This window comes from Nonomuraea rhodomycinica (genome assembly GCF_013363995.1).
Taxonomy (GTDB): domain Bacteria; phylum Actinomycetota; class Actinomycetes; order Streptosporangiales; family Streptosporangiaceae; genus Nonomuraea; species Nonomuraea rhodomycinica.
Window position 1 is genome coordinate 826,997 of the sequence record NZ_JABWGO010000002.1, and the last position, 16,237, is coordinate 843,233.

Annotated in this window: 18 protein-coding genes; 8 read left to right on the plus strand and 10 right to left on the minus strand. The window is 71.8% G+C overall.

Features of this window, described 5'->3' with window-relative positions; genetic code table 11:
• Positions 1-53: 53 nt before the first annotated feature.
• Together HT134_RS14735 and HT134_RS14740 are read left to right on the plus strand one after the other, a co-directional pair.
• Positions 54-863 (plus strand): alpha/beta hydrolase, encoded by an 810-nt coding sequence (locus tag HT134_RS14735; RefSeq protein ID WP_175600889.1) that lies wholly within the window; start codon positions 54-56, stop codon positions 861-863.
• Positions 864-1,038: 175 nt separating this feature from the next.
• Positions 1,039-2,391, plus strand: coding sequence for an erythromycin esterase family protein (locus HT134_RS14740; RefSeq protein ID WP_175600890.1), 1,353 nt, complete (start codon positions 1,039-1,041; stop codon positions 2,389-2,391).
• A gap of 200 nt (positions 2,392-2,591) precedes the next feature.
• Here the strand turns inward: HT134_RS14740 and HT134_RS14745 are convergent, their stop codons facing one another.
• From HT134_RS14745 to HT134_RS14755, 3 genes are all read right to left on the minus strand, one after another.
• Positions 2,592-3,038, minus strand: coding sequence for a hypothetical protein (locus tag HT134_RS14745; RefSeq protein ID WP_175600891.1), 447 nt, complete (start codon positions 3,036-3,038; stop codon positions 2,592-2,594).
• Positions 3,039-3,451: 413 nt separating this feature from the next.
• Entirely contained in the window at positions 3,452-3,730 is a 279-nt protein-coding gene (locus HT134_RS14750; protein ID WP_175600892.1) for a hypothetical protein, read from the minus strand.
• An 89-nt stretch (positions 3,731-3,819) separates the two neighbouring features.
• Positions 3,820-4,530: a cysteine hydrolase family protein gene (locus HT134_RS14755; protein WP_175600893.1), complete on the minus strand. Its 711-nt coding sequence runs from the start codon at positions 4,528-4,530 to the stop codon at positions 3,820-3,822.
• A gap of 295 nt (positions 4,531-4,825) precedes the next feature.
• Between HT134_RS14755 and HT134_RS14760 the strand changes: the two genes are divergently transcribed.
• Positions 4,826-5,377 carry an NUDIX hydrolase gene (locus tag HT134_RS14760; protein WP_175600894.1) on the plus strand — a complete coding sequence of 184 codons (552 nt, stop codon included), beginning with the start codon at positions 4,826-4,828 and terminating at the stop codon, positions 5,375-5,377.
• Positions 5,378-5,749: 372 nt separating this feature from the next.
• Here HT134_RS14760 and HT134_RS14765 read toward each other — a convergent pair whose 3' ends face one another.
• The gene (locus HT134_RS14765) at positions 5,750-6,250 is read right to left on the minus strand and encodes a hypothetical protein (protein WP_175600895.1); all 501 of its coding nucleotides are present in this window, start codon (positions 6,248-6,250) and stop codon (positions 5,750-5,752) included.
• A 781-nt stretch (positions 6,251-7,031) separates the two neighbouring features.
• On the minus strand, positions 7,032-8,840 hold the full coding sequence (gene recQ / locus HT134_RS14770) for a DNA helicase RecQ (RefSeq protein WP_175600896.1): 1,809 nt from the start codon (positions 8,838-8,840) through the stop codon (positions 7,032-7,034).
• Between the two features lie 433 nt (positions 8,841-9,273).
• Here recQ and HT134_RS14775 point away from each other — a divergent pair, with 433 nt between their 5' ends.
• From HT134_RS14775 to HT134_RS14785, 3 genes are all read left to right on the plus strand, one after another.
• Positions 9,274-10,050, plus strand: coding sequence for an SDR family NAD(P)-dependent oxidoreductase (locus HT134_RS14775; RefSeq protein ID WP_175600897.1), 777 nt, complete (start codon positions 9,274-9,276; stop codon positions 10,048-10,050).
• 28 nt (positions 10,051-10,078) lie between these two features.
• Positions 10,079-10,324 (plus strand): type B 50S ribosomal protein L31, encoded by a 246-nt coding sequence (locus tag HT134_RS14780; RefSeq protein ID WP_175594158.1) that lies wholly within the window; start codon positions 10,079-10,081, stop codon positions 10,322-10,324.
• Positions 10,325-10,410: 86 nt separating this feature from the next.
• Positions 10,411-10,662, plus strand: a complete 252-nt coding sequence (locus HT134_RS14785) for a DUF3040 domain-containing protein (protein ID WP_175600898.1) — start codon at positions 10,411-10,413, stop codon at positions 10,660-10,662.
• Positions 10,663-10,773: 111 nt separating this feature from the next.
• Here HT134_RS14785 and HT134_RS14790 read toward each other — a convergent pair whose 3' ends face one another.
• From HT134_RS14790 to HT134_RS14800, 3 genes are all read right to left on the minus strand, one after another.
• Entirely contained in the window at positions 10,774-11,019 is a 246-nt protein-coding gene (locus HT134_RS14790) for a DUF6343 family protein (RefSeq protein WP_175600899.1), read from the minus strand.
• Between the two features lie 78 nt (positions 11,020-11,097).
• Complete coding sequence (locus HT134_RS14795) at positions 11,098-11,802, minus strand: maleylpyruvate isomerase family mycothiol-dependent enzyme (RefSeq protein WP_175600900.1); 705 nt, start codon at positions 11,800-11,802, stop codon at positions 11,098-11,100.
• A gap of 179 nt (positions 11,803-11,981) precedes the next feature.
• On the minus strand, positions 11,982-12,704 hold the full coding sequence (locus tag HT134_RS14800) for a hypothetical protein (protein WP_175600901.1): 723 nt from the start codon (positions 12,702-12,704) through the stop codon (positions 11,982-11,984).
• Between the two features lie 187 nt (positions 12,705-12,891).
• On the opposite strand from HT134_RS14800, the gene HT134_RS14805 reads away from it, so the two are divergent.
• Positions 12,892-13,764 (plus strand): sugar kinase, encoded by an 873-nt coding sequence (locus HT134_RS14805; RefSeq protein ID WP_175600902.1) that lies wholly within the window; start codon positions 12,892-12,894, stop codon positions 13,762-13,764.
• A gap of 116 nt (positions 13,765-13,880) precedes the next feature.
• On the opposite strand, the gene HT134_RS14810 is transcribed toward HT134_RS14805, so the two are convergent.
• Entirely contained in the window at positions 13,881-14,735 is an 855-nt protein-coding gene (locus HT134_RS14810; protein ID WP_175600903.1) for a hypothetical protein, read from the minus strand.
• 116 nt (positions 14,736-14,851) lie between these two features.
• On the opposite strand from HT134_RS14810, the gene HT134_RS14815 reads away from it, so the two are divergent.
• Complete coding sequence (locus HT134_RS14815; protein ID WP_312888128.1) at positions 14,852-15,211, plus strand: DUF1622 domain-containing protein; 360 nt, start codon at positions 14,852-14,854, stop codon at positions 15,209-15,211.
• A 2-nt stretch (positions 15,212-15,213) separates the two neighbouring features.
• On the opposite strand, the gene HT134_RS14820 is transcribed toward HT134_RS14815, so the two are convergent.
• Positions 15,214-16,209, minus strand: a complete 996-nt coding sequence (locus tag HT134_RS14820) for a LacI family DNA-binding transcriptional regulator (RefSeq protein WP_175600904.1) — start codon at positions 16,207-16,209, stop codon at positions 15,214-15,216.
• Positions 16,210-16,237: the final 28 nt, after the last annotated feature.

Below are 16,237 nucleotides of genomic sequence, written 5' to 3' on the forward strand. Positions count from 1 at the left end.
CGTGCTGCTCCGTGCGCGCGTAGATCAACGCCCGCGCGGAGATATCCCAGGGCATGGCGACGTCACGCGAACACCCCCTCACCGGCACCCACGGCGCGCTCGCGGCCCGCGAGTGGCCGCACGAGAGCCCCCGCTACCTGGCCGTCCTCGTCCACGGGTACGGCGAGCACCTCGGACGCTACGCATGGGTGGCCGGCACGCTCACCGGCGACGGCGCGGCGGTGTACGGGGTGGACCACCTGGGGCACGGCAGGTCGGAAGGCGACCGGGCGCTGGTGAGGGACTTCGAGGACGTGGTGACCGACGTCCACACCCTCCGCGAGCACGCCGTGCGGCGGCACCCGGGGGTGCCGGTCGTGATGATCGGCCACTCGATGGGCGGCATGATCGCCGCCCGCTACGCCCAGCGGCACGGCGAGGGCCTGACGGCGCTGGTGCTGTCGGGGCCGGTGCTGGGGGAGTGGGGACCGATCTCCGAGCTGCTCGCGTACGAGGAGCCGCCGGACGTGCCCATCGACCCGGCGACGCTCAGCCGCGACCCGGCCGTGGGGGCCGCCTACGCGGCCGACCCCCTGGTCTGGCACGGGCCGTTCAAGCGGCCCACGCTGGAGGCGTTCGCCACCACCCTGGCCACGATCACCAAGGCGGGCTCGCTCGGCGCGCTGCCCACGCTGTGGGTCCACGGCGAGGACGACCGGCTGGTGCCCCTGACCGGCACCCGCACGGGGATCGAGGCGATCAGGGGGACGGACCTCACCGAGCGCGTCTACCCGGGCGCCCGCCACGAGGTCTTCAACGAGACGAACCGGGAGGAGGTCCTGGCGGACGTGACCGCGTTCATCGACCGCGTCCTGCCGGCCTGAGGCCCCGCCGGGGGTCATCCCGCGCCCCCGGGTAGGGGCCGCCCCACCCGGGCACACCAGCCCGCCTCATCCCAAAGACGCAGGTCAGCGTCATGGGAGGCGTGCACACGTGGCCCATACTCTCGTCGGCGTATGGATCGCACGTGGCAACACGCAAGGCATAGGGGTAATCAGCATGGCCAGGGACTGGAAGCGCGTCAGCCGGCGGCGTCGACTGGGGACCGCGGTGATCGCGACGGGAGCGGTCATCGCCGCCGTGACGGCTCAGGCGGCCCTGGCCGACACGGCCGGCGGGAAGCGGAACCCCGTCCACGCGCTGGAGCAGGCGGCGCACCCGCTGCGCACGACCGAGCCCGGGAGGAGGACGGCCGACCTGCGAGCCCTGGGCGCGATGATCGGCGACGCCGGAGTGGTGGGCCTCGGTGAGGCCACCCACGGCTCCCACGAGTTCTTCACCATGAAGGAGCGGGTCTTCCGCTACCTCGTCGAGGAGAAGGGCTTCACCACCTTCGCTCTGGAGCTGAGCTGGTCCGCCGGACTCGTGATCGACGACTACCTCCAGACCGGCAGGGGGAACGCCCGCGAGATCGCGAAGGAGACGCTGGCCGGCTCGCCATGGGACCGCGAGGAGTTCGTGAGCCTCATCGAGTGGATGCGCGACCACAACCGCCGCCACCCCGGCCGCACCGTCCACTTCATGGGCGACGACCTCGGCGCCCCCACACTGAGTGACGCGTTCTTCGGCCGGGTGACCGGCTACGTGCGCGAGCACCACCCCGAGTCGCTCGCGCGGCTCAACGAGCTCTACGCCGGCTTGCGGCCGATCGACGACGTCTTCGCCTACCTGGGCAAGCCCCAAGCGGAACGCCTGCGGCTCGCCGACCAGGCGGAGCAGGCCCTGGAGCTGATCATCAGCCAGAAGGGCCCCGGCGGAGACGAGTTCGCCTGGGCCGAGCAGAACGCCCGATCCATCGCCCAGACCGCCAGATTCCTCACCATGGACGTCAAGGACCCGGACTCGGTGGCCACCGCCCAGCGCTTCCGTGACCAGGTGATGGCCCAGAACATCACCTGGTGGCAGCGGCGCACCGGCGACAAGATCCTGCTGTCGGCGCAGAACGACCACGTCGGCTACACGGCCGGCGAGCCCACGATGTATCCCAAGACGCAGGGATCGTTCCTGCGCGACACGCTGGGCCCGAAGTACCTCCCCATCGGCTTCACCTTCCACCAGGGCTCCTTCCTGTCGAAGGACGCCGCCCTCGGCGGCGACTGGAAGAAGTTCACCGTGGGAGCGGCCACGCCCGGCATGAACGAGTACACCCTCGACCAGGTCCGTCACGAGGACTACTACCTCGACGTCCGCGACGCCCCGGCGGCGGCGCGCGCCTGGCTCGACGTCGCCCGCCCCACGCGCAACATCGGCACGCAGTACCCCTACCCGCCGGCCGACCTCGCGCTCGCCCGCTCCTTCGACGTCCTCATCCATCTCCACGACGTCCGGGAGGCCGACAAGCTGACGCCGTGACGCCCGTCCGCGACCCCTTGTCCGCGACCCCTGTCCGCGACCCCTGTCCGCGACCCCTGTCCGCGACCCGTGTCCGCGACCCCTTGTCCGCGACCCCCGTCCGGGACCCCTGCCCGCGCCGCCCACGTGGCGGCGACAGGGGTCGCGGACGGGACGGACATGCCCCACGCCGGGGCGGAGGGGCGCGCCGGCCCATGGGGTCAGCGGACGGGCAGCCGCACCTGGCCGGTCCCGCGCGTCCTGGTCAGGTCGAATCGCCAGCAGCCCGCCTTCGGGAACATGAATCCCGTGCCCCACTCGTCGCCCGGCCGCTTCCACGTGGACCCGCCGTGCTGCTCGGGCCCGAACGTGCGGCGGGCCCGGGTGCCGTCGGGCAGCGTGGCCGTGACCGTCAGGGGGCCCTCACCGGTCATGCGCCACACGATCTTCACCTCGCGTCCGCGCTCGAACGGCACGGGTGCGAACAACAGCCCCCACACCTCCGCGCCCCGCCCCTCCCCGCGCACCTCCGGCAGCCCGCCGTCCGCGCTGACCCCCGACGCCCCCGGGCATCCCGCCGCCACGGCGGGACCGGCACTCGGCGGCGCTCCCGGGGTTCTCGCGCATCCGGCAGCCAGCATGAGCACCACCACAACGATCGATCTCACGACGCCTCCTCGTTCTCTCACGTCCCGTACACCGGAACGCCGCAGGAGGTTCCAACCGCGATTTATGATCGTAAAAGGAAATACAGGATCACACCCAGGGCAATGAGCCAGATAATTGCCCCTATCGCCCCGACGACCAGGCAGCCGGCCACCACGGTGCGCTTTCTTCCTCGGTCGCCCCATTCCTGGCGGCCGGAGTCCGGATTCATGGCAAGAGGTTACGCCACAACTATTTGCCGCCGTGCTGCCGATGCCGGTGATTTTCTTTCCGGAATTCCCGGCGGAGCGCACCGAATGCCTTTCGGGAAAAAGGTGGAGGGCGGCGGCCTCGCGGGGTGTGCGGTGCGCCGGTCCGAGAGGCGACTCGGACCGGCGTCAGGAGCATGCGCTCGCGCACGCTCACCGCTCACGCGTCACTGCTCGTACGACCCCAGGTCGTCGGTCTCGTTGACGATGTTCTCCCACCAGTACGGCTGCCAGCCGATCGCGGGATCCTTGCACACCTCGGAGGTGTAGGACCCGGACACCACCTCGTCGTTGACCGCGTACACCCAGGTGGACGAGGTGCGTGAGGACGAGCTGCACTCGTTCCCGATGCCGTCGTCCCTCTGCGCGGCGGCGGCCGGGCCCGCCGCCGCGCCGACCAGCACGGCGGCGAGGAGCAGCGGGCCGGCGGCGATGAGGCTTCTCATGGTTCCCCCTGTTACCACGAAGCGACAGTTCATGATCACTGTACGTAGCGGGCGGGAGTGGCGCCGAGAGCGCCACGCCGATTGTCCGGCTAATGTGGCAGTGAAGCTGACCGCCCGGTTTCGGGGTCAGTGCGGTGGCGACGACCGTTCTTCGTGGGGCCGTCGCCACCGCCCCGCGCCGAAACTGCCTGCCCGGGGCGGCTCCCGCGCAGCAAGGACCGCAGTCCGGCGGTGTCGACGACGTGGGCCATCCTCGGAAAGACGCCGGTCATCAGAGCGTGGTGGGTTGCCTGATCCGGGTCGGCGACGCAGTCGGACAGGACGTGGAGCCGGTAGTCGCGGTCGGCGGCGTCGGTGACGGTGGACAGCACGACGCCGCTGGTGGTGACCCCGGCGATGACCAGGGTCGTGACCCCGCGCTCCCGCAGCCGGCGGTCGAGGTCCGTGGTGGACAGCGCGCCGTAGCGGGTCTTGCGGACGGTGATGTCACCGGGCTCGGGGACGAGCCGATCGTGGAAGGCGGTGCCGGGCTCCTCGTGGTGCATCAGGCGCTGCCGGGCGACGAAGGAGAACGTCTTGTTGGCCGGCGGGATCGCCGCCCAGTCGGCCTCGGTGAAGCCCACCCGCACGTGGGCGATGACCGCACCGTGCGCCCGCATGCCGGCGATCGCGTCCGCCACCCGGGACAGCAGCGCTTCCGGCTCGGCGGACCCGGGGAGCGAGGCCAGGATCGCCGGCTGGTAGTCCATGACGAGCAGCGCGCTCGTCCGAGGGTCCAGCGTCGGGGTCGTGACGGTCATGTCTCTCCTTGGGTGAGGGGATGTCCAGCGGACGTGGCCGGCGGACGTGGGCCGGCGGACGTGGGCTGGCGAACGTGTCCGGCGGGGGTCGGTGGTCGTGCGCGACGGTGGCGCGGCGCCATCAAAACGGTGGCCGACCCGGGGAGTCCAACAGCCGACACGCCGACACGGCACAACCGGCAGTTGTCCACCGAGCTGGGCGCCCGCCCTGTTCACGGCGCCCCCGGCGATATTCGGTGTCGCACCGGTGCGGCGATGTGGGACCCTCTCAGGCGCACGTACGAAGGAGAGATTCATGCTGGTGCTGCCGGAGCCGCGAAACGCCGTCGAGGCCGTGGACGCCGAACGGACGCGGAAGATCCTGGACGGCCCCGGCGGCCCCTGGGGGCGCGAGCTCCCGTTGCACCTGACCGCGACGGCGCTCATCGTGCATCCGCCGACGCGACGGGTGTTGCTGCGCTGGCATGCCCGTCAGCACGCCTGGATCCTCGTGGGCGGGCACGCCGACCCCGGCGAGACCGACCCGCTGGCGATCGCGCTGCGCGAGGGCGCCGAGGAGACCGGACTGACCGACCTGGCGCCCTGGCCGGACTCGAGTCCCCTTCACCTGGTGATCGTCCCGGTGCCCGCCGCACCGCACGAACCCGCCCACGAGCACGCCGACCTGCGCTTCATGCTGGCCACCGGCTCACCCGACGCCGTACGGCCCGAGCGGGAGGACGCGCCGCTGCGCTGGCTCACCACCACCGAGGCCCGGGAGCTGACGACCGAGGCGAACGTCCGCGAGACCCTCGACCGCGCCGCCACGCTGCTCGACGCTCAGCACGCCGACAGCCGCCACACCTGATGTGACCAGCAGCGCCAGGGACCCCCGACCACCAAAGCCAGACAACCTGATCGCCCTGGCCCTCCTGCTTCCTGCGTTGGCCGCTCTGGCTCTGCCGGTCCCTGGATCGGTCGCTCTGGCTCTCGTGACTCCCGAGCCGACCGCCCCGCTCTCCTGGTTCCCAGCCGACCGCCTCAACCTCCTGGCTGCGAGTCGATCGCGTCCAACTGGTGCACGTAAGCACCGCTCAAGCGCGCCCGAACCCTCACGAGCCCCCCGCGAACCACTCCCACCCGTCGCGAGGACCACCCCAGCGCGCCCGACTCTCCCCAGCTCTCGCTCTCGCGAACGGCTGGCGGCCGTCGCGAGGGTCAGCCCAGCGGGCCCGACTCCCTAGGAATATTCGAAGAAGAACTCCCACGTGAGTACGCCCGAACCGCCAGATACGCTGGGGTCGTACTCGATGGACATCTCGACGGTGCCGTGCGAGAACTTCTTCGTCAGCCCCACCATCTGTAGTGAATCCGGTTCCTCGACGGGCTCCACATCCCGCCAGCCTTCGCGACGCATGACGGCCAGGGCGCCTCGAACGTGCTGGGCATCATCCGCCACCGTCACGACCACGCTGGCGCTCGGTACGGGAATCAAGTCAGGAAGCGGTTCGAACTCGCAGTTGTCCTCACGGTCGATCGCTGTGACCGAGCCCGCGGGGAACAACCGGGCCAGCAGCGGGGTCACTTCCTTCTGCAGCGCAGGATGCTGCTGCGCCACCTGAACCTTGCACGTGGCAAAATCCACCGCGGCGTATCCGTAGGTGGGGGCAAAGATCAGCACCGCGACCACCAAGACCACGGCCATCGCCGATACCGCGACCGCTTTCTTGATCGTCTGCACTGGCGTAGCATGCCACTCGCGCTCCGGCCGTGCCATGCAGTCAGATCAAATATCCGTCTCGGGCGCAGCTCAGTCATCGTGGCCCGCGGCGCACCACGCTGGTCGCCTTCGCTCCCAACAGCGGCGAGGGCAGCAGCCGCACCGCCCTGAGGCGCCGACCTCTGCTTCGTCGGCTCCATCACCGGTGCTCTGCTGAGGCCCACACAACAGGCCCTAGCTCCAGCGAACGGCACGCGGCCGTCGAGAGGGTCGGCCCAGCGCGTCCGACTCTCCCTAGCTCCAGCGAACGGCACGCGGCCGTCGAGAGGGTCGGCCCAGCGCGTCCGACTCTCCCTAGCTCCAGCGAACGGCACGCGGCCGTCGAGAGGGTCGGCCCAGCGCGTCCAACTCTCCCTAGCTCCAGCGAACGGCACGCGGCCGTCGAGAGGGTCGGCCCAGCGCGTCCAACTCTCCCTAGCTCCAGCGAACGGTTAGCTGCCGTCCAGCTCTCGCGAACGGTTAGCGGCCGTCGCGAGAGGTCGGTCCAGCGCGCCCAGCCCCTTACAAGCCCCGCGAGCCGCCGGCACTTCTTGCGGCTGTGAGCCAAGCGCGCTCATCGTTCCCCGCTTCCCAAGCGAGCGCGCCCGCCCTCCCCACGTTCCCGTCAGGCGCTCCGTCCCGTCAGGCGCTCCGTGACCCCGACGATTTCACCCGCCAAGTCCGCCGCGACGAATAGGCGGCGATGTCGCGCCGCCCCCGCCCTCCGAACTGCACGCCGCAAGCCCAGCCCGGCGGGGTCGTGTCACGAGGCCAGGGTTTCCAGGACCTGTTCGCCGTACTTCGCCAGCTTGTTCTCCCCGACCCCACTGACCTTGCCCAGCTCCGCCAGCGACGAGGGCGCCAGCGTGGCGATCTCGCGCAGCGTGGCGTCGTGGAAGATGACGTACGCCGGGACGCCCTGCTCCTTGGCCGTGGCGGCGCGCCAGGCGCGCAGGCGCTCGAAGACGGGCGCCGCCTCCGCCGGCAGCTCCACCGCCTGCCGTGAGGAACCGCCGCCGCCGGACGGCCGGGAGCGGGTGGGGCGCGGGGCGTCGCGGCGCAGGCGGACCTCGCGCTGCCCCCGCAGCACGTCGGCGCTCGCGTCGGTGAGCACGAGCGCGCCGTGGGCCGGTTCGACCGCCAGCAGCCCCTGCGCGAGGAGCTGGCGCACCACCCCGTGCCACTCGGTGTTGCCCAGCTCGGTGCCCACGCCGAACACCGTCAGCGCGTCGTGCCCGTGCTGCAGCACCTTGGCCGTCTTCTTGCCGAGCAGGATGTCGACGATCTGCCCCACCCCGAACTTCTGCCGCCGCTCCCGGGCCAGCCGCAACACCGTGGACAGCACCTTCTGAGCCGGGACCGTGGCGTCCCAGGACTCGGGTGGCGCCTGGCAGGTGTCGCAGTTGCCGCAGGGCTTGTCGAGCTCCTGGCCGAAGTAGTCGAGCAGCATGACGCGGCGGCAGCCGGCGGTCTCGCACAGGGCGAGCATCGCGTCGAGGTGGAGGACCTGGCGCCGCCGGTGCGCCTCGTCGCCCTCCAGGGCCAGCCGCCGGTGCTGTACGACGTCCTGCAGGCCGTAGGCCATCCAGGCGGTGGCGGGCAGGCCGTCGCGCCCGGCGCGGCCGGTCTCCTGGTAGTAGCCCTCGACCGACTTGGGCAGGTCGAGGTGGGCGACGAAGCGCACGTCGGGCTTGTCGATGCCCATGCCGAACGCGATCGTCGCCACCACGATGAGCCCGTCCTCGCGCAGGAACCGCGACTGGTGGGCGGCGCGGGTGGCCGCGTCGAGGCCCGCGTGGTAGGGCACGGCGGGGATGCCGTTGTCGGCGAGGAACTCGGCGATCTTCTCCACCGAGGAGCGCGACAGGCAGTAGACGATGCCCGCGTCGCCGGGATGCTCGGTGCGCAGGAACTCCAGCAGCTGCCGCTTCGGCTCGCTCTTGGCCGTGATGCGGTAGTGGATGTTGGGCCGGTCGAAGCCGGCCACGAAGTGCCTGGCCTGGTCGAGGCCCAGCCGGGAGGAGATCTCGGCGTGGGTGGCCGGCGTGGCGGTCGCGGTCAGCGCGATGCGCGGCACCTCCGGCCAGCGCTCGTGCAGGCCGGACAGCGCGAGGTAGTCGGGCCGGAAGTCGTGGCCCCACTGCGACACGCAGTGCGCCTCGTCGATCGCGAACAGCGAGATGTCGCCCCTGTCGAGCAGGCGCAGGGTGGAGTCGGCCCGCAGCCGCTCGGGCGCGAGATAGAGCAGGTCGAGCTCGCCGCCCACGAACGCCGCCTCGACCGCCTGCCGTTCGTCGATGCCCTGCGTCGAGTTGAGGAACCCCGCGCGGACGCCCAGCGCTCTCAGCGCGTCGACCTGGTCCTGCATGAGCGCGATCAGCGGCGAGATGACCACGCCGACGCCGGGCCGCACGAGCGCCGGGATCTGGTAGCACAGCGACTTGCCGCCACCGGTCGGCATGAGGACGAGCGCGTCGCCGCCCTGCACGACGTGCTCGATGATCTCCTGCTGGCCTTCCCGGAACGAGTCGTAGCCGAAGACCCGGTGCAGGACCTCGATGGGGGTATCCATGCGGCTACCTTATGTGATCGGGGGTGATCGCCGGCACGGATTCGCCCACGGCGATGAGGAATTCACGAGCCCCTGGGGCTCCAGCGCCCGCTTCGCCCGGATCGTTGGGTCACGCAGACGGCGAGCTGGGGGAGTGAGTGCCCGGGTCGAGCCAGGGCGGGCGGCTGGAACGGCGGTTCTTCCCGGCGGCCACCGGTTCGTCCCGACGCATGTCCTCCAGGCGGGTGGCCCTGGGAGGCCGGCCGCTTGCAGTCCGCCGGGGATGTCGTTGTTCGCATGGTCCAGGTCGGGGTGGTGCGCCGAGCGGGAGGCTGGGGCGGGCGGGAACGCGCGGCGAGGGGGAAGCAGTGCTGAGCGGGAACGCCCGCTGAGCGGGAACGCGCGCCGGTCGGGAGCCCGCACTGATCGCGACGCTGCGCGTAGCGTGGGGATCATGAGCGTGTCGTACGTGGTGACCGGCGGAGGGCGCGGGATCGGCAGGGCGGTCGTGGAGCGGCTGCTGGCCGGTCGGGGAGGCGGCGCGAAGGTCAGCGTGGTGGCCGTCGAGCACGACCCCACCGCCCTCGCCTGGGCGGGCGACGGGGTGGTCCCGGTCGTCGGCGACGCCTCCGACGAGGCCGTGGTTGAGCGGGCGGCCGACCTCGCCCAGGAGTCCGGCACGCTCGCCGGCTGGGTGAACAACGCCGCCGTCTTCCGCGACGCCTCCGTCCACACCTCCTCCACCGCCGAGATCCGGGCGCTGATCGCGGCCAACCTCGACCTCGCCGTCACCGGCTGCGCCGCCGCCGTGCGCCGATTCCTGGCCGCCGGTACGTCCGGCGCCATCGTGAACGTCACCTCGCACCAGGCCCGCCGGGCCGTCCCCGGCAGCCTGCCGTACTCCACGGCGAAGGCCGCCGTCGAGGGCCTGACCAGGGCGCTCGCGGTCGAGTACGGCAGGCGCGGCATCCGGGTCAACGCCGTCGCGCCGGGGTCGGTGGCGACGGAGAGGTACGAGGAGTTCCTGGCCGCGCTGGGCCCCGAGGGGGCGGCCGGTATCGAGGCGGAGATGGCGCGGCTGCACCCGCTCGGCAGGGTGGCGTCCGCCGCCGAGGTCGCCGCCGCCGTGGCGTACCTGCTGTCGGACGACGCCGCGTTCGTGAGCGGCGTGACGCTGCCCGTGGACGGCGGCCGGTCGGTGCTCGGGCTCGATCCCGAAGCCCGGGAATGAAAACCGTTGTCGTCAGGTTGAGGGGGGCATGAAGAAGAACCTGCACCCGTCGTACCGCCCCGTCGTCTTCCGTGACCCGAGCGCGGGGTTCGCCTTCCTCACCCGGTCCACCGTGACCAGCGCGAAGACCGTCGAGTGGGAGGACGGCCGCACGTACCCCGTCGTGGACGTGGACGTCTCCTCCGCCAGCCACCCCTTCTACACCGGCCGCGGGCGGATCGTGGACAGCGCGGGCCGCGTCGAGCGTTTCAGGCAGCGGTACGGCACGAACTGACCGAACGAATTACGGCGCCACTTCCGGCCTGAGCAGCCGCATGCCCCCATTACTTGTGGGTACAAAGCCTTCACCGGCGTGGGAGCATGGTGATCGCGATGGGTCTCTCTGGAAAGGAACGCCGCATCCTCGCGGAAATCGAGTACGCCCTGGCCTTGGAGGACCCGGACCTGGCCAGGCGCGTCGCGGCGATCAACAGCATCGAAGCAGGCGGCGAAGGCTACATACGGCCGTACGGGGAACGCGCGCGCGGCTGGGTGACACGGCACGTGTGGCTCATCGTGCTCTCGGTCCTGCTGGTGGTGGCGCTCCTCACCCTGGCCGTGCTCGTCGCCTGAGCGAAAGTCCCGAAGGCCCGCTCGTCGCCTGGACGGAGGTCCCGAAGGCCCGCTCGTCGCCTGAACGGAGGCCGTGTTCGTCGCCTGAACGCGCGCGCGGGTCGCGTCGGGTCAGCGGCCTGACTGGCCGCGGCGGCGTCGCACCACCGCGAGGTCGATCGCCGCGATGATCGCCACCACGGCGCCGATCGCCGCCTCCCAGGCCCACACCTCCTCGCCCGTGCTCATCGCGCTGAACGCGAAGAACACGGCCGCCGTCACCCCGGCCACCAACGCCACCGTCGACAGCGCCCGCCGGGCGCGCAGCGGGCTGCGCGCGGACGCCGGCTCGGTTCCCGAGCGGTCACGCAGCCACATGTCTCCTCCCCCACTCGCCGGGCGAGCCGGGCCGCGGAAGCACTCCTCCGCGGCCCGCGCAAGCCCGTCCCCGGCCGTTCAGGCCAGGCAGCGCAGCCTCTCGGCCAGCCGCGGGTCGAGCCCGTGGCCGGCCGGGAGCCGCCCCACCGTGGCCTCGGCGAACTCCGGGTACGACAGCGTCGCGCTCACCCCGTCGGCGTACGCCCAGATCTGCTCCGCCGTCTGCTCGACCTGGACGTCCGCCCCCTGCTCGGCCAGGACGAACCGCCCCACCGCGACCCGCCACAGCGTCCGCCCCTCGATCTCCTCGTCGGAGACCGGGGCGCCGACGTCGTCGGCGTGGGTCGCGTACTCCGAGTCGTAGTGGAACGTCTGCCACCCCACCGGGTACGGCCCGGCCATGGTGTCGATCAGGTGGTCGGCGCCCAGCTCGCGCATGCGGCGCCGGGTGTCGCCGTTCTGCTCGCGCCACTCCTCCAGTACGGCCTGCACCGGCATGGGCCGGCGCTGCCGTACGGACCACTCGTTGAAGTCGTGGAACCCGTTGACCCCTTCGCGGGCGAGACGGGCCAGCAGGTCCTGGACGTTGCCGTCGAGGCAGGCGTGGTTGTAGAGCTCCTCGCCCGCCAGATGCGCGAGGACGTCACGCACCGACCACCCCGCGCACCGCGACGGCCGTTGCCAGCCCTCGTCGTCCAGACCGGAGAAGAACCGGTCGAGTCTGGCCGCCTCGGCGTCGAAGATGTCGAACGGGTCGAACTCTTTCAGCAGGTCGTCAGCCATATTTCGACGCTACCCCCAGGACGCCGCCTATCACGATCGTCCGCGGGCGCGGGATCGACGGCGGGAAAGGCGCGAGCCCGGCCCCCACGAGGGGACCGGGCTCGCGCTCGGACGTGCGCCCGGTCATGACGACCGGGTCGTGCTCAGGCGTGCTCACCGGTCATGACGACCGGTCGGGCTCAGCGGCGCCAGGAGACCACGCGGACGTAGTCCGTGCGGCTCTCGGCGCCCTGGAGCTCGTCGTTGCCGTCGTAGACGGCCTTGAACGTGCCGCTCCTCCAGGCGCGGGTGCTGGCGGTGAACTTGCCGCCCCACTTGGTGGTGGCGGAGGCCACCCACTTCCAGCCGCTGGAGCCGTTGGCGCGGTAGTAGACGTTCACCTTCTCGCCGCGAACGCCCTCCCAGCCCTCGTCATCCACCTGGAGACGGCCGGAGAACCAGATCGACTTGCCCTTGCGGACCTTGTAGGGGTCGGCGCTGAAGCGGGAGATCCGCGTCTCGGCCTTCTCGTCCTGGATCTCGACGCTGAAGACGGCCTCGTCGGTCGCGACGACCTGGCCGTTCTTGAACGCCTGGGCGGTGGCGCGCCACTTGCCCTCGGCGTCGTCGGCGTTGAACGGGACGCTGAAGCGCCACGACTCGAGCTGCTTGGCCTCCTGCGCGCGCAGCGTGCGCACACCCAGGGGGCTGACGCTCAGCTTGACGTTGTCGACGTCGCTGCTGGCGTCGACCTTGAAGAACGCCTCCGTCTCGCCGTCGCCCTTGACGACGACCGGGTTCGGCGAGATGTCCCTGATGTCGACGGTGGACGCCTTGGTCTTGGCCATGGCGGTGCTGCCACCCGACACGAGCATGGCCCCACCCACCAGGGCGGAGACGATACCTACAGCGATCTTTCTCATGAGGGTGCTGATTCCTCTCCCCGTATCGCTGGAGCCGGCCCGGGAAGCCGGCTCGCTTTTACTACTTAGAGCCACCATATGGGGAAAAGGTTGAGCAAAGTTACGACAAAAATTCGATCACACGCACTACCTGGGCAATCAACAAGAAAATCCTGTGGAGATACACAGACCGGCTACAGTCTCGGCCATGACGGACGTCTACACCCTTGGCGAGGCGCTGGGAGTCGTCTCCAGCGGCCGGGTCCGCCACGAGTCCGAGGCCCGGCTCGACGTCTGCGGCCCCGAGTTCACGCTGGCCGTGGGCCTGGCCCGGCTCGGTCACCGGGCCTGCTTCCTCGGCAAGGTCGGGGGTGACGAACTGGGGGCGAGAGTCCTCACGGTGCTCAGGGGCGAGGGCGTCGACGTCGCCGACGTACGGGTCAGTGAGGGCGCCCGTACCGGGATGCTCCTCAGGGAGTCGCGCGTGGGCCGGGAACCGCAGGTGACGCACTACCGCGCCGGGTCCGCAGGCTCGTCCCTCTCGCCGGGCAACGTGCCCATCGACCGCATCGCGGCCTCGAAGATGCTGCACGTCACCGGCCTGACGGCGGGGCTGGGGCGGGGCGCGCTCGAAGCGGTCCGCGCCGCCGTGAGCGCCGCCCGCGCCGCCGAGGTGGTCATCTCGTTCGCCGTGAACTACGTGCCGGAGCTGTGGCCGTCGGTACGCGAGGCGGAGGAGGTGCTGAGCGAGCTGGCCTGCGAGTCGCACCTGCTGTTCCTCGGCCAGGACGAGCTGGACCTGGTCAAGCCCGCGCTCACGCCGGAGCGGGAGGTCGTGGTGCACCGGGGCATGAAGGGCGCCAGCGTGCGCGCCAACCGGATGCGCTACGACGCGCCCGGGCTCCAGGTGCCGATCGTGGACACGGCGGGCTCGGGGGACGCGTTCGTGGCCGGGTACATCAGCGCGGCGCTGGACGGGCTGACGCCGCAGGAACGGCTGCACCGCGGCACGGTGCTGGGCGCGGCCGCCGTGAGCAGCGCCAGCGACTGGCAGGGCCTGCCCGACCGCTCCGACCTGTAGACCCGGCGGGCCTGGCGGGTGCGGCGGGGGAGGGCCGGCCGCCGCCGGTGGCGCGCGGAGGGCAGCGGAGGAGGGCTGGCCGCGGCCGGTGGCGCGCCGAGGGCGGCGGAGGAGGGCTAGCCGCGGCCGGTGGCGCGCCGGGGGCGGCGGGTCAGCAGGCCGCCGATCCCCGCCGCCATGATCAGCGCCGACCCGCCCAGCACGAGCGCCCGCCCGTCCGGGCCCGCCTCGCCGCCGCCACCCGTCTCCGCCCCCGCCTTGGGGACGGCGGACGACCGCTTGCGGGTGGTCTCCTCAGCGGAGGAGCCGGAGGAGTCGGTGGAGTCCGTGGAGTCGTCCGGCTCTTCCGTGGTGCCGGAGGAGGTCGGCGTGCCGGAGGTCGAGGCGTCAGGGGATGACGTCGGGTCGGGGTCGGTGCTCCCGGCGGCGACCGTCAGCGTGTACGCCGAGAGCTGCCCGGTACTGGCCGCCTGGCACGTGATCAGGGGCTCGTTCTCGGTCGTCCCGATGGTGACCGCGCCGGGCCGGACCGAGCCGGTGCCCGGGTTCCGCGCCGTGGCCTTCATCTCCACGGTGGGCAGGGTGATGGCCTGCCCGGGCGTGACGGCGCCGAGGGCCCCCGCGCCGGTGGCGGAGGTGAGCCCCGTCAACCCCGAGATCCCGGCATGCGGGTAGAGGTTCAGCCCCGCGGGCAGCCCCGTCGACGGCGCCTTCAGCTCCGAGCCCGTCTCGTACGTGCCGCTCCACCTGATGGAGAACTGCTCTCCCACCACGGCCGAGGTCGGCATCGTCAGCGTCACCCGGAGGCGCACGGTCAGAGCCGGCAGCGAGTCGCCGGTGCAGCTGTACTCGACCACGTCCGCGCTCGCCCGCGCCGCGGACGACGCGCCGAGCGGGGCGAAGACCGCCGACGCCAGCGCCACCGCCGAGGCGGCGAACCGTACCCGAGCCCTGGACGTAAGCACCGGCATGACGCTCCCCTCGGCCGCGGTTCCACTGGGGCTCCAGCATTCCAGCCGTTGATCACAGGCGGATTGAGATCGGGCGCGGAGCGGGGTGGGCATGAAGACGCCGAGGGGGGAGCGGCGTGAAGGACGTCATCGAGATCATCGGCGAGGTCATGGACTTCGCCGGCGTGCTCGTCATCGCCGTCGGCGTCCTGGCCGCGCTCGTGGTCTTCGGCGTGCGGTACGCCCGCACGCGGGAGGTGGCCGGCCTCTACATGACGTTCCGGCAGGGAGTGGGCCGGGCGATCCTGCTCGGCCTGGAGCTGCTGGTGGCGGCCGACATCATCAGGACCGTGGCCGTCTCGCCCACGTTCGGGAGCGTCGGCGTGCTGGCCGTGATCGTGGCGGTCCGCACGTTCCTCAGCTTCTCGCTCCAGGTGGAGCTGGAGGGCCGGCTGCCGTGGCAGCGGGCCGTGCCGCCGCGCGAGCCGTCCCGCTGAGGTCAGGCCGACTCGCGGACCACCAGCTCCGTCGGCAGGATGACCGGATCGGCCGGCCCGCCCTCGAAGAGCCCGAGCAGCAGCCGCACCATCGCCGTCGCCTGCTCCACCACCGGATGGCGGACCGTCGTCAGCGGCGGCTCGGTGTACTGGGCGGCCTCGATGTCGTCGAACCCCACCACCGCCACGTCGTCCGGCACCCGGCGGCCCGCCTGCCGCAGCGACTGGAGCGCGCCCACCGCCATCAGGTCGTTGGCCACGAACACCGCGTCCAGGCCCGGGTCGTCGCCGAGGAGCTGGCGCATCGCCACCGCGCCCGACTCGCGGGTGAAGTCGCCGACCGCGACGATCGAGCGGCGGTCGGAGTCGCGCAGCACGTTGCGGTAGCCGGTCAGCCGGTCCTGGCCGCCGATCATGTCCTGCGGGCCGGCGATCGTGGCGATCCGCCGCCGTCCCCCCGCCACCAGGTGGCGCACCGCCAGCTCGGCCCCGCCCACGTTGTCGTTGTCCACGTACGGGATGTCCACGGGGACGGCGGGCCGGCCGTACGAGACGACCGGGACGCGCAGCCGGGACAGCGCGGCCGGGAGCGGGTCGGCCCCGTGCATGGAGATGAGCATGACCCCGTCGACGTGGCCGCCCGCGATGTAGCGCTCCACCCGCGCGTGACTGCTGGCCGAGGAGGCCAGCATGAGCACCACCTGCTTGTTGACGGTCTCCAGCTCGACGCTCGCCGAGCGGATCACCGTGGAGAACAGGGGGTCCTCGGAGAACACCCGGGTCGGCGGCTCCGACACGACGAGCGCGACCGAGTCGGTGCGCTGGGTGACCAGGCTGCGCGCGGCCGGGTTGGGCACGTAGCCCAGCTCGTCGATCGCGCGCAGCACGGCGTCGCGGATGTTCGGCGCCACGGTCGTCTGCCCGTTGACGACCCGCGAGGCCGTGGCACGGGAGACCCCGGCGCGGGCGGCGACCGCCTCCAGGGTCGGCCGCCTCATGTCTGCGCCAGGGAGAGGGTGAACACGG

Excerpts from the sequence above, each read along its gene's own strand:
- HT134_RS14735 (WP_175600889.1), top strand. The coding sequence starts at position 54 with ATGGCGACGTCACGCGAACACCCCCTCACCGGCACCCACGGCGCGCTC.
- HT134_RS14740 (WP_175600890.1), top strand. The coding sequence starts at position 1,039 with ATGGCCAGGGACTGGAAGCGCGTCAGCCGGCGGCGTCGACTGGGGACC.
- HT134_RS14750 (WP_175600892.1), bottom strand. The coding sequence starts at position 3,730 with ATGAGAAGCCTCATCGCCGCCGGCCCGCTGCTCCTCGCCGCCGTGCTG.
- HT134_RS14755 (WP_175600893.1), bottom strand. The coding sequence starts at position 4,530 with ATGACCGTCACGACCCCGACGCTGGACCCTCGGACGAGCGCGCTGCTC.
- HT134_RS14760 (WP_175600894.1), top strand. The coding sequence starts at position 4,826 with ATGCTGGTGCTGCCGGAGCCGCGAAACGCCGTCGAGGCCGTGGACGCC.
- recQ (WP_175600896.1), bottom strand. The coding sequence starts at position 8,840 with ATGGATACCCCCATCGAGGTCCTGCACCGGGTCTTCGGCTACGACTCG.
- HT134_RS14775 (WP_175600897.1), top strand. The coding sequence starts at position 9,274 with ATGAGCGTGTCGTACGTGGTGACCGGCGGAGGGCGCGGGATCGGCAGG.
- HT134_RS14780 (WP_175594158.1), top strand. The coding sequence starts at position 10,079 with ATGAAGAAGAACCTGCACCCGTCGTACCGCCCCGTCGTCTTCCGTGAC.
- HT134_RS14785 (WP_175600898.1), top strand. The coding sequence starts at position 10,411 with ATGGTGATCGCGATGGGTCTCTCTGGAAAGGAACGCCGCATCCTCGCG.
- HT134_RS14790 (WP_175600899.1), bottom strand. The coding sequence starts at position 11,019 with ATGTGGCTGCGTGACCGCTCGGGAACCGAGCCGGCGTCCGCGCGCAGC.
- HT134_RS14795 (WP_175600900.1), bottom strand. The coding sequence starts at position 11,802 with ATGGCTGACGACCTGCTGAAAGAGTTCGACCCGTTCGACATCTTCGAC.
- HT134_RS14800 (WP_175600901.1), bottom strand. The coding sequence starts at position 12,704 with ATGAGAAAGATCGCTGTAGGTATCGTCTCCGCCCTGGTGGGTGGGGCC.
- HT134_RS14805 (WP_175600902.1), top strand. The coding sequence starts at position 12,892 with ATGACGGACGTCTACACCCTTGGCGAGGCGCTGGGAGTCGTCTCCAGC.
- HT134_RS14810 (WP_175600903.1), bottom strand. The coding sequence starts at position 14,735 with ATGCCGGTGCTTACGTCCAGGGCTCGGGTACGGTTCGCCGCCTCGGCG.
- HT134_RS14820 (WP_175600904.1), bottom strand. The coding sequence starts at position 16,209 with ATGAGGCGGCCGACCCTGGAGGCGGTCGCCGCCCGCGCCGGGGTCTCC.